Origin of the sequence: Pseudomonas wadenswilerensis, from assembly GCF_024749185.1 — a bacterium.
GTDB classification, from domain to species: Bacteria; Pseudomonadota; Gammaproteobacteria; order Pseudomonadales; family Pseudomonadaceae; genus Aquipseudomonas; species Aquipseudomonas wadenswilerensis.
In genome coordinates this window covers 2,849,642-2,864,695 of record NZ_CP087191.1, presented here as the reverse complement: position 1 = coordinate 2,864,695, position 15,054 = coordinate 2,849,642, and the positions used below count along the sequence as shown (strand labels likewise).

11 protein-coding genes are annotated in these 15,054 nt (G+C 61.9%); 5 read left to right on the top strand and 6 right to left on the bottom strand.

What is annotated here, in order from left to right:
- A complete protein-coding gene (locus LOY45_RS13135) occupies positions 1–3,210 on the bottom strand; it encodes an efflux RND transporter permease subunit (RefSeq protein ID WP_258579263.1) in 3,210 nt (1,069 codons plus the stop codon).
- A 23-nt stretch (positions 3,211–3,233) separates the two neighbouring features.
- Entirely contained in the window at positions 3,234–4,433 is a 1,200-nt protein-coding gene (locus tag LOY45_RS13130) for an efflux RND transporter periplasmic adaptor subunit (protein WP_233674387.1), read from the bottom strand.
- A gap of 252 nt (positions 4,434–4,685) precedes the next feature.
- On the opposite strand from LOY45_RS13130, the gene LOY45_RS13125 reads away from it, so the two are divergent.
- On the top strand, positions 4,686–4,928 hold the full coding sequence (locus LOY45_RS13125; protein ID WP_115089566.1) for a DUF2790 domain-containing protein: 243 nt from the start codon (positions 4,686–4,688) through the stop codon (positions 4,926–4,928).
- Between the two features lie 399 nt (positions 4,929–5,327).
- Complete coding sequence (gene pdxR / locus LOY45_RS13120) at positions 5,328–6,761, top strand: MocR-like pyridoxine biosynthesis transcription factor PdxR (protein ID WP_233674389.1); 1,434 nt, start codon at positions 5,328–5,330, stop codon at positions 6,759–6,761.
- A gap of 32 nt (positions 6,762–6,793) precedes the next feature.
- On the opposite strand, the gene LOY45_RS13115 is transcribed toward pdxR, so the two are convergent.
- Both LOY45_RS13115 and LOY45_RS13110 read right to left on the bottom strand, forming a co-directional pair.
- The gene (locus LOY45_RS13115; RefSeq protein WP_258579262.1) at positions 6,794–7,378 is read right to left on the bottom strand and encodes an SAM-dependent methyltransferase; all 585 of its coding nucleotides are present in this window, start codon (positions 7,376–7,378) and stop codon (positions 6,794–6,796) included.
- Positions 7,379–7,519: 141 nt separating this feature from the next.
- Positions 7,520–8,431 (bottom strand): LysR family transcriptional regulator, encoded by a 912-nt coding sequence (locus LOY45_RS13110; RefSeq protein ID WP_177414865.1) that lies wholly within the window; start codon positions 8,429–8,431, stop codon positions 7,520–7,522.
- A 134-nt stretch (positions 8,432–8,565) separates the two neighbouring features.
- Between LOY45_RS13110 and LOY45_RS13105 the strand changes: the two genes are divergently transcribed.
- Positions 8,566–9,753 (top strand): MFS transporter, encoded by a 1,188-nt coding sequence (locus tag LOY45_RS13105; RefSeq protein WP_258579261.1) that lies wholly within the window; start codon positions 8,566–8,568, stop codon positions 9,751–9,753.
- Between the two features lie 35 nt (positions 9,754–9,788).
- Here LOY45_RS13105 and LOY45_RS13100 read toward each other — a convergent pair whose 3' ends face one another.
- Positions 9,789–10,880, bottom strand: coding sequence for a bifunctional transcriptional activator/DNA repair enzyme AdaA (locus tag LOY45_RS13100; RefSeq protein WP_258579260.1), 1,092 nt, complete (start codon positions 10,878–10,880; stop codon positions 9,789–9,791).
- A 249-nt stretch (positions 10,881–11,129) separates the two neighbouring features.
- Between LOY45_RS13100 and LOY45_RS13095 the strand changes: the two genes are divergently transcribed.
- A complete protein-coding gene (locus LOY45_RS13095) occupies positions 11,130–12,653 on the top strand; it encodes a malonate--CoA ligase (RefSeq protein ID WP_258579259.1) in 1,524 nt (507 codons plus the stop codon).
- Between the two features lie 80 nt (positions 12,654–12,733).
- Complete coding sequence (locus LOY45_RS13090) at positions 12,734–14,086, top strand: SLC13 family permease (protein WP_134062658.1); 1,353 nt, start codon at positions 12,734–12,736, stop codon at positions 14,084–14,086.
- On the opposite strand, the gene LOY45_RS13085 is transcribed toward LOY45_RS13090, so the two are convergent.
- Entirely contained in the window at positions 14,087–15,022 is a 936-nt protein-coding gene (locus tag LOY45_RS13085; protein ID WP_258579258.1) for a LysR substrate-binding domain-containing protein, read from the bottom strand. It lies immediately after the preceding gene.
- Positions 15,023–15,054: the final 32 nt, after the last annotated feature.

Here is a 15,054-nt window from a genome sequence, read left to right as displayed (position 1 = left end):
TCAAGCCTCCTGGGTCTGCTGCTGGTCGAGCGGTTCGCGCGAGCCCTCGGTTGGCGGCGCGGCAACGCGCTCACGGCGTGTGAAGCGCAGCGAAAGATGACGTAACAGCACATAGAACACCGGCGTCAGGAACAGGCCGAACACGGTCACCCCGATCATCCCGGTGAACACCGCGATGCCCATGGCCTGGCGCATTTCGGCGCCCGCCCCGCTGGACAGGATCAACGGCACCACTCCGGCGATGAAGGCAATTGAAGTCATCAGGATCGGCCGCAGGCGCAGGCGTGCGGCTTCGATCGCGGCTTGGCGGATCGAGCGCCCCTGGTGTTCCAGTTCGTGGGCGAATTCGACGATCAGGATCGCGTTTTTGCAGGCCAGCCCCACCAGCACCACGAAGCTGATCTGGGTGAACAGGTTGTTGTCGCCACCGGTCAGCCATACGCCGGTGATCGCCGACAGAATGCCCATGGGCACGATCAGCAATACCGCAAGCGGCAGGGTCAGGCTCTCGTACTGCGCGGCGAGCACGAAGAACACCAGCAGCATCGCCAGCGGCAGGATGATGATCAGGGTGTTGCCGGCCATCTTGTCCTGGTAGGTGATCTCGGTCCATTCGTAGCCGATGCCACGCGGCAAGGTCCGTTCGGCGATACGCTCCACCGCCTGCAGGGCCTGGCCGCTGCTGTAGCCCGGCGCTGGCGCGCCACTGACGTCGGCGGAGGGGAAGCCGTTGTAGCGCATGGCCTGGTCGGGGCCGTAGCTCTGTCGTAGCGTGAGGAGCGAGGCCAGCGGCACCATCTCGCCCTTGTCATTGCGGGTCTTGAGCAGACCGATGTCTTCGGCATGCCCGCGGAACTGCGCATCGGCCTGCACCTTGACCTGGAACGTCCGCCCGAACTTGTTGAAGTCGTTGACGTAGATCGACCCCAGGTAGATCTGCAACGCTTCGAACACCGCCGGGATGGAGACGCCCAACTGCTGGGCGCGGGTACGATCAACGTCGGCATACAACTGCGGCACGTTGATCTGGAAGCTCGAGAACAACCCGGCCAGCTCGGGGGCCTTGCGCGCTTCGGCCATGAACGCCTGCAGCCCCTGGTCCAGCGCGGCATTGCCCAGGGCGGCACGGTCTTGCAGTTGCAGCTTGAACCCGCCCACGCTCCCCAGGCCGGACACGGGAGGCGGCGCAAACACCGCCGTGTAGGCCCCCTTGATACCGACGAACCGGGTGTTGAGTTGCGCAGCGATTTCGTTGCCCGTCATGCCGGGGCCCTTGCGCTCGGCAAAATCCTTGAGCACGAAGAAGGCGACGCCCGAGTTGGGGCTGCTGACGAAGCCGTTGATCGACCAGCCGGCATAGCCAGTGACCGCATCCACGCCCGGCTGGGCCAGGGCCATGGTGGTCATCTCGCGCAAGACCGACTCGGTACGATCCAGCGAGGCGGCATCGGGCAGTTGCACGAAACCCACCAGGTACTGTTTGTCTTGCGGCGGCACGAAGCCTGTGGGGACGCGATTGAAGATCAGCACCGCGGCGACGGCCAGCAGCGCATACACCAGCAACGCTGCGCTCTTGCGCTTGAGAATCCGCGACACGCCGGTGCCGTAATGGTCGGAGGCGCGACCGAAGAGCCGGTTGAAACGCACGAAGAAGCCGCCGAATAACCTGTCGAACACCCGTTGGAAGCCGTCTTTCGGTGCCTCGTGGCCTTTGAGCAACATCGCTGCCAGCGCCGGCGACAGGGTCAGCGAATTGAACGCCGAGATCACCGTGGAAATGGCGATCGTCAGGGCGAACTGCTTGAAGAACTGCCCGGACAAGCCGCTGACGAACGCCAGCGGCACGAACACCGCGCACAGCGTGAGGGCGATGGCGACTATCGGCCCGGACACTTCGCGCATGGCCTGATAGGTCGCCTCGCGAGGCGAAAGCCCCAGGCCGATATTGCGCTCGACGTTCTCCACCACGACGATCGCATCGTCCACCACCACGCCAATCGCCAGGACCAGCCCGAACAAGCTCAAGGCATTGATCGAGAACCCCATGGCCAGCATGACGGCGAAGGTGCCGACCACCGAAACCGGTACCGCGAGCAATGGAATGATCGAGGCGCGCCAGGTCTGCAGGAACACGATCACCACCACGACCACCAGCAGGATCGCCTCGAGCAGGGTGTGAATGACGGCGTCGATGGACGCACGAACGAACTGGGTCGGGTCGTAGATCACCTGGTAATCGACGCCTTCGGGCATGGCGTGCTTGAGCTCGACCATCGCCTTGCGCACGTCGTCAGAAATCTGCAGTGCGTTAGCGCCAGGCAATTGGTAGATCAGCAGCGCCGTGGCCTGTTTGTTGTCCACCAAGGTGCGCAGCGCATACTCCCCGGCGGCCAGTTCGACCCGTGCCACGTCGCGCAGGCGGGTGATGCGGCCATCCGCGGAGGTGCGCACGATCACCTCACGAAACGCTTCTTCGGTATTGAGACGCCCGCTGGCGTTGACCGAGATCTGGTAGTCCACTCCGGGCGCCGCAGGCGCGGCGCCGATCACCCCGGCGGCGGCATTGACGTTCTGCTCACGCAAGGCCTGGACCACATCGCCGGGTGCCAGGTTACGCGCCGCTAGCTTGCGCGGATCGAGCCAGATGCGCATGGCGTAGTCGCCGGAACCGGCCACCTGCACCTGGCCGATACCGTTGATGCGGGCGAGCCTGTCCTTGACGTTGAGCAGGGCATAGTTGCGCAGGTACTGCATGTCGTAGCGCTCGTTGGGCGAGCGCAGGTGCACCACCATGGTCAGGTCGGGAGCGCTCTTGACGGTGGTCACGCCCAGCCGCTGCACCGGCTCTGGCAGCCGCGGCAGCGCCTGGTTGACGCGGTTCTGCACCCGCTGCTGGGCCAGGTCGGGGTCGGTGCCCAGGCGGAAGGTCACGGTCAGGGTCAACTGGCCATCCGCCGTGGCATGGGAATTCATGTACAGCATGCCTTCGACGCCGTTGATCTGCTCTTCGATGGGCGTGGCGACGGTTTCAGCGATAGTCTGCGGATGTGCGCCAGGATACTGAGCCTTGACCACCACTGAGGGTGGCGCGACTTCCGGATATTCAGAAACGGGCAGGTTGAAGATCGAAATCAAGCCGGCAATGAAGATGATCGCGGACAGCACGCCAGCGAAAATCGGCCGATCAATGAAGAAGCGGGAAATGTTCATGTGCAAGACCTCTTCACTACAGGTCAGGACCGGCCTGGCCGATCTTGTTGCTGGAGTGCGATGGACGATGCCACCGGTTGCGGGTCTACCTGGTCATTGGGGCGCACCTTCTGCTGGCCCTGCACCACGATCTGTTCACCGCGTGCCAGCCCGGACCGCACCACCCGCAGGCCCTCAAACAACGGCCCAAGATGCACTTCGCGGTACTCCACCGTGTTGCCCTGGGTGACCACCAACACGAACGTCTTCGCCTGATCGGTGCCGACCGCCTGGTCGTCGATCAGAACGGCCGCGCGCGGGGCACCGTCCCCCGTACGCACACGGGCGTACATGCCGGGGGTCAGTACACCGTTGGCGTTGTCGAACACGGCACGTACCCGCAGGGTTCCAGAGTTGCGGTCCAGTTGGTTGTCCAACGACTTGATGCGCCCGCTGTAGGGATAATCGGTCTCGGTGGCAAGGCCCATCAGCACCGGCAACTCGGCGACGCCGGTGCTGCCTCGGGTGCCATTGCGCGCGTAGCGGATATAGCTCGCTTCATCGAGTTCGAAGTTCACGTACACCGGCGACACCGAAACGATGGTCGTCAGTACCGGAGCATCGGGGCCGGTGCCGACCAGGTTGCCGACGGTCAGTTCCGCACGTGACACACGCCCGCTGACAGGCGCTGTAATGGTGGTGTACTGCAGGTTCAATTGGGCGGCCTGTACGTCGGCCTGCGCCGCTGCCAGGGCAGCCTGGGCCTCGAGTTGCTCGTTGGCGCGCTGGTCGTGCTCGCGTTGCGACGTCGCCCGTTCCTGGATCAGCTTGTTCGAGCGGGCCAGCTCGCTACGCGCCAGGTTCAACCGTACCGCGGCACTTTCGCGGGTCGCCTGGGCCTTGGCCAGCACCGCCTGGTAAGGACGCGGGTCGATGGTGAACAACGGCGCCCCCTTGGCAATGATTTCCCCTTCCTGGAATCTCACCGTGTCGATGGTGCCGGTGACTCGCGGCCTGATTTCGACATGCTCGATCGCCTCGACACGTCCGGAGAACTCGCTCCACTCGATGACTGGCTTCTCGATCACGCTGGCCACCCCCACCGGTGTCGGTGCCAGCGGCAGCGATGGGGTTGGGGTTGCCATGGAGCCATTGAGGTAGTAACTGGCGACGCCCACTACCGTTAGCGTGCTGATGGCAAGCACTGCCCGGCTCTTATAGCTCATGCGCAGATTGGCATTCATATCGGTTCTCGCTGAAAAGTAAACTCATGTCGAAAAACACGAGAGTTTATTCACTCACGCCATCACCTTATGAACTTAATACCCACCACGAAAGCACCAATTATTGATAAAACCGATAGTCCGCGCTCGCGTTGCTTTTCACCGATTGGCTCCGTGCTTTTACTGCATATTGGCTATTCAATCACGCCGCTCGATTTTTTATCCTGAACCTGAAGCCATCACTTTCGACGGACTTTCCATCAGGGGAATTTTATGAAAAACATTCTGACGCTTGGCGCACTGCTCGTATTCGCTATCCATAACATCGCCTTTGCCGAAGGGGGCAGTGATCGTCTGATAGAACGGATGGCGGTACGCGCGCAGGCCCTGCCTGGCGATCAGCAGAACGCTGAGAACAATATTGGCAATACCGTCAAATCCGAGGGCGAGAGCGCCGGAAATGATGTTCGCAACACCGTGAAGTCCGAGGAGGGTGACCCGTCCGAGCGCGGTTGAGGCCGCTGTGCTGACAGGCCCCCGTGGTGCAGGCGGGGGTATTTTTTGACCCTCGAATGTTCAGAAAAAAAAAGGACTCGCGAAATCCGCCGAGTCCTAAAGTCAAATCACGCGAATAAAACCCGATAGCGTGCCGGAATAACCCACCGGATAATATTCACGGTTCAAGGGAGACTGTCGTCGAGGCAAAACATCAAGAAACTTTCAGCCACTTGAAATCATTGCCAACACCGACAGCTATTGCAGACCGAGTCCCCACGGCAATGTGCTCCCTGCACCTTGGAACCCCGATCCGCAGACCATGCTAGGTCGCCCGCAGGGTGAAGTCGAAGACCATTGGCATTTATTTTCCGTAGACCAATGGCCGCCAAGTTAATAAATACCCTTACAGGGAGCAGTATGGAACTTCATGTTGTCATCAAGGGCCGAAAGGATCTCGCGGGGCAGTTGTACAATCAACTGCGCAGCGCGATCGAGAGCGGTCGCCTGGCAGCAGGCACGCAGTTGCCGCCGACCCGCCTGCTGGCCGAGCAACTCGGTATTTCTCGCAAGACCATTTCCGACATCTACACACAGCTGACATACGAGAATTTTCTGATTGGTCGGGTCGGCAAAGGCACCTTCGTCAATGCTCGCCCCGTCGCCCATCCACGTCACGCCAGTGCCATGGGGTTGGCGTGCGAGGCGCAGATCAACCGCTGGCGCAACCTGCCGGCGCCCATACCCACGCCGACCCTGGAAGGCACCCTGCGCTACGAGTTTATCGGCGGCGCCACCAGCAAAGGGCAGTTCCCCCAGGACGAATGGCGTCGCTGCGTGCAGCACGGCTTGCGTCAGATGCAGCGCTCGCCCGGTTTCTACAGCCATGCCGAAGGCTTGCCGGCACTGCGCAGCGCGATTGCCCAGCACATTTCGTTTTCTCGCGGGGTGATTTGCCAGGACCACGATGTGGTGGTCTGCAACGGCACGCAACAGGCGTTGGACCTGATCTCCAGGGTTGTTCTCGAGCCGGGTAGCATTGTTGCTGTCGAAGATCCCGGCTACCCCCCTGCCCGCCAGCTGTTTTCATCCCTGGGTGCCACCGTGGTCGGCGTGCCTGTTGACCACCAGGGCATCTGCGTCGACCTCATTCCCGACAACACCCGGTTGATCTACGTGACCCCTGCGCACCAGTATCCCCTGGGCATGCCGATGACCACCGCGCGCCGACAGGCTTTGTTGCGACGTGCCAAGGCACTGGGCGCGGTTATCATCGAAGACGACTACGACAGCGAGTTCCGCTTCGAGGGCCGGCCCACCGATTGCTTGCAGAGCATGGACCAGGATGGCCTGGTGGCCTTCGTTGGCACGTTTTCCAAGACCACCTTTCCGGAGATGCGCCTGGGCTATGCGGTGTTGCCAGGCTCGCTCATCGACGCCGTGATCAGGGCCAAGCAGGTCAGCGACTGGCATACGTCGTCGCTCACCCAATGGGCCCTGGCCAAGTTCATCGCCGATGGCGAACTGCACAAGCATATCCGTCGTTGCCACGCCATTTATGCCGGTCGCCGAACGCGCTTGCTCAACCGTCTGAACGGCGACCTGGCCGCCTGGCTGGAGCCGATCGCCAACACCGCCGGGTTCCATATCGGGGCGCTGTTCAAGGTGCCCGTCGATACCCGCCTGCTCACAGAGCTGGCCCGCAAAGTCGAGGTCGGTGTTTACCCGATCGACGCGTTCTACTACCAGGCGCCAATACGGTCAGGCCTGTTACTGGGGTTCGGCGGCATCGACACACTGGACATCGATCCTGCCCTCGACCGGTTGCTAGGCATCCTCCAGCAGATTGCCTGACGGCATTTTCCCGAACGTTGAGCGTGCTCGGCCTATCGTCTTCTTGCAATGAATTGCACCACGCAGGCGAGCCCGGTATGGAAGGTTCCTTCGATCACATCTCGCTCGATTTCCCGGGACAACAGCACGTTACACTGAGGGAATTCCTGCTCTATCTCCGAGCCAGCCATCAGCATGTCCAGATCATCCGGGCCGCCCGTATCCCGTGTTAGTTGCGCTTTGCTGTAGGCCTCAAGCAGGATGATTCCACCCGGGCGCAGCGCCTGTGCTGCCAAGCCGTGCAACCTTTTACGCACGCGGCTGGGCATGTGGGCGAAGATCGAGACGACCGCGCCAAACGCCCCTTCCGGCGGCATGTAGGCGGCAAAATCGGCAATCTCGGTGCGGATCGCTACGCCTTTCAATGCGGCGAGTTTGTGCGCCTTGGCAAGGCCAACGGCGGAACTGTCCACGCCCAGCACATCGAGCCCGATCGAGGCCAGGAAAGCAGCGTTCCGCCCTTCCCCTTCGGCCACGCTGAGCACAGGTCCCGCAAGCAGGCCCGCGTGCTCCGCCAGGAACGCATTCGGCGCTGTCCCATAGATGTATTCATCGCTGGCGTAGTATTCATCCCACATGGTATTCGGCTCCCCGGACCTGATGGCGCTTGGTGAATCGGTAGCCCATCATCGGTCTTATCTTTCATTCAATTAATCTATTGAATGAAAGATAGATTCACGGAAGCTTCATTGTCAATGAGCGGGCAACCCGGGTCAGGCCTAGTGCTCCCAAGGTGGTGAACACCAATGACTGGCGAGAAAGTCCACGAACGCGCTGACCCTGCGCGGGACTAACGAGCGTTGCACACGGACTGCCTGAATCGGCACCGCCGGTTCCTCCCATTCTGGGAGCACACGTACCAACTCACCGCTGCGCAGTTCGTCGGCGACGTCCCAGGTCTCGCGCAACGAGATCCCCAGCCCGGCTCTGCTCCAAGCCCTGAGTGCGTCGCCGTTGTCGCTGCGCAACTCGCCCGAAACCTCAACGAGCTCGGTGTCGCCGCCTGGACCTTCGTGCCGGAGCGTCCAGTGGTTTTGCCGAAGGCCTGGGTAGGAGAACAACAGGCAGCGATGCTGGTGTAGCTCGCCTGGGCCGGCAGGCAATCCCATCTGCCGGAGGTAGCTGGGTGCTGCCACCAGGATGCGCCGGCTTTCAGCGAGCCGGCGGCTGATGAGGCGCGAGCTGGCCAGTGCGCCAACCCGCACGGCCAGGTCGAGGTCGCTATCGTAAAGGTCGACGACGTGATCGCTTAATCGCAGGTCAAATCCTACCTGCGGGTGCTGCTCACGGAACAGGGCGATCGCTGGTGCCACATAGCGCGAACCGAGGGGGACAGGCGCCGTCAGACGTATCGTTCCGGTGAGCGTCTGCACGCCTTGCCTGGCGACTTCGGCAGCCTCAGCCAGTAACGCCAGGGCTGGACGAACGCGTTCGGCGACGGCTCGACCTTCGTCGGTGATGCGCAACTGGCGTGTACTTCGCTCGAACAATCGAGCGCCCAGCTCCTGCTCCAGCCGTGCAATCTGCTTGCTCACCGTGGCAGGTGCAAGGTCCATCATCCGCGCGGCTGCAGAGAAACCAGCGCAATCCACGACTTTAAGGAATACCGCCAAATCATCCATGTTGCGCATTGCTATTTGTTCCAGATCATCACAAATGTTTCACCAATCTACTCCTTTTTGGATAAGTTCAGGTTTCCCAGAATGGCGGCTGAGTCATCACCTTCGTGCCTTACCGGCGATGAAGCCTGCCCTGGAGTCACTACATGCCTGTCGCCATCTACATTTTTACCCTTTGCGCGTTTGCTATCGGATTTACCGAGTTCATCAGTATTGGTCTTGCCGCTTCGCTGGCCAGCAGCCTGGAGGCTGGCACGGCGCAGATCGGGCTGGCAGTGACGCTATATGCGGCGGGTGTGGTGATCGGTGCGCCGGTCCTGACGGCCATGGCTGCAGGCTGGCCTCGTAAGCGCCTGCTGGTAGCCGCGATGCTGATTTTCACTGTGGGCAACGTGATAGCGGCGCTGGCTACGCAGCTGCCGCAACTGTTGGCGGCCCGCTTGTTGTCGGGGTTGGCGCACGGTGTGTTCTTCGCCGTGGCGTCCAGCGTGGCGACGCGGCTTGTGGCCCCGGAACGTGCCGGGGCGGCGTTGTCGCTGGTATTCGGCGGTGTGACCGTCGCGATGGCGTTGGGGGTACCGGCAGGCACGTGGCTAGGCAGCGTCTTGCCTTGGCAGTGGGTATTCGCCCTGATTGCGCTTTGCGGGCTGGTGGGGGCGCTGGGTGTGGCCTGCTGGATGCCGGCAGGTGCAGGCGATATCACCGGCGACAACCCAGGCCGGCGCCAATTGTCCGTGTTGCTCGACCGCCGTTTGCTGGCAGGCGCCAGCTTGCCGCTGTTGTCCTACACCGGCTCTTTCTCGCTCTACACCTACATTACGCCATTGCTGTTACAGGTGACGCATGCCGATACTCGTCGTATCAGTGCAGTCTTGCTGGCGTATGGCCTGGGTGCGGCGGTTGGCAATATGGTCGGCGGGCGCATGAGCGATCGTATCGGCATGGACCGTGCCTCGTTCTGGGTGCTGGCTGGCATAGCCCTGGTGCTGGCATTGATCGGGATGGCGCAAGACAGTTTTCTGCTCATGCTGGTATTGGTCATGGCGCTCGGCCTGACCACTTATGGCGCTATTCCGCCCTTGCAAGCGCGCATCCTGAGCCTGGCCCGCCGCCATCGACCGCAGGCGCTGGACGTGGCCTCCGGCCTCAACATCGCAGCCTTTAACGCAGGTGTTGTTTTAGGCTCGATGCTCGGGGCTGTCGCCTTGAGCCGTTGGGGACTGGCCAGCCTCGCCTGGGTCGGGCTCGTCGCAGCGCTGCTGGCACTGATGACCCTGGGCTGGCAGAGGCGCTTGCCGTCCATGCGTTTCACTGGCGCTGCGCACGTCGAGTGAGGGCATAGCCCAGCAGCGTCATCTGTGACCAGCCGCTAGGCCAATGGCAAGGCTTGCTGCTGCGTCATCTGCAAGGCCGCTTTTTCCAGACGCAGCAGAAATTCTTTGCGTGGCTGGCCTCCGCCATATCCGGCGAGCGCACCATTGCTCGCCAGCACACGATGGCAGGGAACTACGATGGATAAACGGTTATGCCCGTTTGCGTTGCCTACCGCTTGGCTTGCACCCGGCTTTCCGACGCGCCGAGCGATGGCACCATAGGTCGAGGTCGTCCCATAGTCGATTGTTAATAGCGCTCCCCAGATAAGCCGCTCGAAAGAACTGCCTGGCATGTGCAGGGGCACCGAGAAATTTCTCAGTTTTCCATCAAAGTATTGTTTGAGCTGTAGGTCTATCTGCTCAATATGGCGATGTTCGCCCGGCGCAATCGAATACCCATAGCGCAGGCGTAATTCATCGAGTTCAGCGGTGAGCGCCGGGCGGTCTAGAAACTCAAGTAACACCAGGCCTCGTTCCTCCGCCATGGCAATCATCGGGCCCAAGGGCGTGGTCAGGTGACGGTAAAGCAGGAGCGACGTCTCGCTCGCTTTGCCAGGGGTAATTTGAAAGGTTTTTTTGAACGCATCCCTGAAACCGCTGAGTGATTCGTACCCTGAATCAAACGCGGTGTCATCCAAGGTTTCTCCCACGACAATACGGCCTAACGCTATGCCCAGCCGGCGAGAACGGAGCCAGGCGTGAAAGGTCATGCCAAAATTTTGTTTGAACCACCTGCGTAAGCGCAGGGGGTCGATACCACGCTGCATGAGTTCAGCATCGCTCCAGCGAACATCAGGCGATGCCGACACAGCGGCGAGTAGCCCCCTGACCCACTCTGGCGCCGACGCGGCCAGGTCCAAAGGCTTGCATCGCAAGCATGGCCGATAGCCGGCGGCCATGGCCTCGTTCGCCTGGGCAAAAAACTCGACGTTTTCAGGCTTTGGCTTGCGCGCGCCACAGGTCGGGCGGCAAAAGATCCCGGTGGTTTTCACCGCGGTAAAAAACACCCCTTCATAGGCGCTGTCGCTGCCAAGCATCGCTCTGACCATCTCGGGTCTTGGCGGAAGCGGGTTATTGTAAGCGCTCATAGACTATTGGCCTTGACCTGGATGAGGGATAGACACGTGCAGGCCTGAAGATCTTAAGCCGACGACCACGACGTCTCCACCGACAAATCGACAGTGATCTGCGCGCATCAGCAAGCCACTGCCATAAGCCCTTCCTATGGCGACCAATGAATTTCATATTGTTCAGTTCTCGAACGCCCTCATACACTGCCCCCATAGCCGGCTGACCTCGCAACACTCAATAAAACGACAAGAAAGAGGATGCACCTAATGGACGGCAATCTGTTCCACGCCCTGTTCAGGTCCGCGCCGGCGGCTGCGCTGCTGCTGGAATCCCCCACCGGCGAACCACTCACTTATGGCCAGGCATTCGCGCGCTCCGCTCAATTTGCCAACGCCTTGCGTAGCCTCGGTGTACTGCCGGGTGACCGGGTGGCAGTGCAGGTCGATAAAAGCGTCGATGCGCTGATGCTGTACCTGGGCACGTTGCGCTGCGGCGCGGTCTACCTGCCGCTCAACACGGCCTACACGCCAGCCGAGCTCGATTATTTCCTCGGCGATGCGACGCCACGGGTCTTTGTCATCCGCCCCCAGGCGCTGCATGCACTGTCGGCAATCGCCTTGGAGCATGGCGCTACGCTGCAGACCCTCGCTGAACAGGGGCAAGGCAGCTTGAGCGAACGGGTCAACATGGCCGCGACCGAGTTCGAGGCGGTGCCTCGTGCCAGCGACGACCTGGCAGCCATTCTCTACACCTCCGGCACTACGGGCCGCGCCAAAGGCGCCATGCTCAGCCATGGCAACCTGCTCTCCAATGCCCGTACCTTGTGTGATGCCTGGCGCTTCAGCGCCGATGACCGGCTGATTCACGCACTCCCGATCTTCCATGCCCATGGCCTGTTCGTGGCCACTCACACCGCAATGCTGGCCGGTGCCTCGATGTGCTTCGTCTCACGCTTCGATCCGCTCGAAATCACTGCGCTGATGCAACGCTCGACGGTGATGATGGGGGTTCCGACCTTCTACGTCCGCCTTCTGCAGCATCCGGGCCTGGATCGGCAGAGTACCGCGCGAATGAGGCTGTTCATCTCCGGTTCGGCGCCGCTGTTAGCGGAAACCCACGGCGCGTTTTTCAGCCGTACCGGACACGCGATCCTTGAGCGTTACGGCATGACCGAGACCTTGATGAACACGTCCAATCCCTATGTCGGCGAGCGCATCGCCAATACGGTGGGTATGCCGTTACCGGGCGTGTCGATCCGTATTACCGACCCGGCTACGGGTGAGCCGCTGGCTGTCGACCAGGTCGGGATGATCGAAATCCAAGGCCCCAATGTGTTCAAGGGCTACTGGCGCATGGCGCAGAAGACTGCCGACGAGTTTCGTGGCGATGGCTACTTCGTCAGCGGCGACCTGGGGAAAATCGATGCCAAGGGTTACCTGCACATTGTCGGGCGCAGCAAGGACCTGGTCATCTCCGGCGGCTACAACATCTACCCCAAGGAGATCGAAACCGAGATCGACCAGCTCCAGGGCGTGGCCGAAAGCGCAGTGATCGGCGTGCCGCACAGTGACTTTGGCGAGGCCGTCACCGCTGTGGTGGTCTGCAAGCCGGGCACCAGGCTGCAGGCGCAGGCGCTGCTGGACGCATTGCAAGAGCGCCTGGCGCGCTACAAGCAACCCAAGGCGATCATCTTCGTTGATGAGCTGCCGCGCAACACCATGGGCAAGGTGCAAAAGAACCTGCTGCGCGACGCTTATCGCGATCGCTTCAGCGCACCTGGCGTGGCCTGAACCGGCCAGCAAAAAACCCGAAAAAATAACAACAAGGACGGTCTCTGCGGGGCCGTCCAAACGCGGGGAGTCAGGTTGAAATGAACAATGAAATGCTCTCGATCATCGTCCTGGTGATCATCTTCGGCATCGCCAGCATCCTGCCCATCAACATGGGCGCGCTGGCCTTCGCCGCGGCCTTTGTGGTCGGTTCGCTGCTCCTGGAGATGGCCCCGGCGACCATCTTCGCCGGCTTTCCCAGTGACCTGTTTCTAACCCTGGTCGGCGTCACTTACCTGTTCGGCATCGCCCAGAACAACGGCACCATCGACTGGCTGATCGAGCGCGCGGTGCTGTTGGTTCGCGGCCATGTGGCCTGGATACCCTGGGTCATGTTCGTGGTGGCGGCGCTGCTCACCGGTTTCGGCGCCCTGAGCCCGGCAGTGGCGGCCATCCTTGCGCCGATTGCCCTCAACTTTGCCGTGCAGTACCGCATCAATCCCGTGCTCATGGGGCTGATGGTGATTCACGGTGCGCAGGGCGGCAGTTTCTCGCCGGTGAGTATATTCGGTGGCATCACCAATCAGATCGTTGCCTCCTCTGGCCTGCCCTATGCGCCGATCACCTTGTTCATCACCAGCCTGCTGTTCAATCTGGGCATCGCCATGGTGGTCTTCGTCGCTTTTGGCGGGCTGCGCAGCGCACGCCTGGCGCTGGTGGCGGTCGGCCCGGGGCCCGACCTGCATGTCGCCGGCGCATCCCTGGCGATTCTCGGCCATGGCGGCACACCGGCTTCCCCGGCGTACCACCGCACCGGCCTGACCGGTGCCGGGGCGCCGCTGCAAGCGGTCAATGACCTGGACTGGGCCAAGCTGTCGACGCTGGTCGGCTTGCTGGTCCTGGGGGTTTCGGCGCTGGTCTTCAAGTTCAATGTCGGGCTGGTGGCGATGACGGTCGCGGTGGTCCTGGCCATGATCGCGCCCAAGGCGCAGAAGGCGGCCATCGACAAGGTGAGCTGGTCGACCGTGCTGCTGATCACCGGGATCATCACCTACATCGGGGTGATGCAGACCATCGGCACCATCGACTATGTCGCCCATGGCATCTCCAGCCTGGGCCAGCCGCTGCTGGTGGCCTTGCTGCTGTGCGTCACCGCCGCGATCGTCTCGTCGTTCGCCTCGTCCACGGCGCTGCTCGGGGTGATCATTCCCCTGGCCGTGCCGTTCCTGAGCAAGGGCGAGATCAGCGCCATCGGCGTGGTCGCGGCCATCGCTATTTCAACCACCATTGTCGACACCAGCCCGTTCTCCACCAATGGCGCATTGGTGGTGGCCAACACCCCCCAGGAGCAGCGGGAAAAAGTGCTGCGCAGCTTGCTGGTCTACAGCGCTGTGATTGCCTTGCTGGGGCCCTGTGTCGCCTGGTTGACCCTGGTGGTCCCCGGCGTGCTGTGATCAGTGGGGCCGGGGCTGGTCATCTTGCCGGGCCCACTCGGGGCGCTGGCGCAGTTCGCCAGTCAGCTCGATGATCGCGGCTTTGACCTTCTGCACGGCATTGCTCATGACATCGACGCGATGCCAGGACAATGACAGCTCGCGGGTGAACTGCGGGTGATCGACCTTGGCCATTTTGAGCTTGTGTTCACGCAGTTCCAGGTACGCGGCAGACCACGGCAATACGGTAACCCCAAGCCGGGCCATCACCGCGGCAAACAGGAGCGAGGTCGAGCTGGCTTCGAAGAGGATCTCGCAGGGGCGCCCGTGTTCGCGCAGCGCCCATTCGACCCGGCTGCGGATCGAGTTGGGCGCACTGGGCATCACCAGTGGCATCTGCGCCAGCTCGGCAATCGAGACTTTGTTCGAGCTCAGGGCGAACTCGGGCCAGACCATCAGGTAAAGCTCTTCGGTAAGCAACGGCTGCAAGGCCAGACTGGGCGTTTCGACCGCATCGGTGACCACCGCCAGGGCCACCCGTCTGTTGCTCAGCAGCCCCGGCAGGTCGGCGCTGGGGGCTTCGATCAGTTCGAGCATGATCCCCGGGTAGCGATCACGGATCATTCGCGCCAGGGGAATGGCGACCAGCCGTGACGTGCTCGACGGCATGGCCACCGACACCTTGCCTTGAGGGGTTTCGGCGTCCTGGCGCAGCAGCTCGCGGGTGCTGTCGGCCTGGCGCAACAGGTCCAGGGCATGGCGGTAGAGGGTCTGGCCGGCGGCAGTCGGCTTGACGCCATGCACGCTGCGGGTCAGCAACTGCATGCCCAGGTCCTGCTCGAGGCTGCGGATCTGCTGACTCACCGCCGGCTGGGCAATATGCAGGGCTTCGCTGGCGCGGGTGACATTGCCGTGTTCAACAACCCTGACGAAGTAGCGTAACTGTCGAAGGTCCATAGGGCGGCTCGGCGAGGTTCATAAGTAAAACA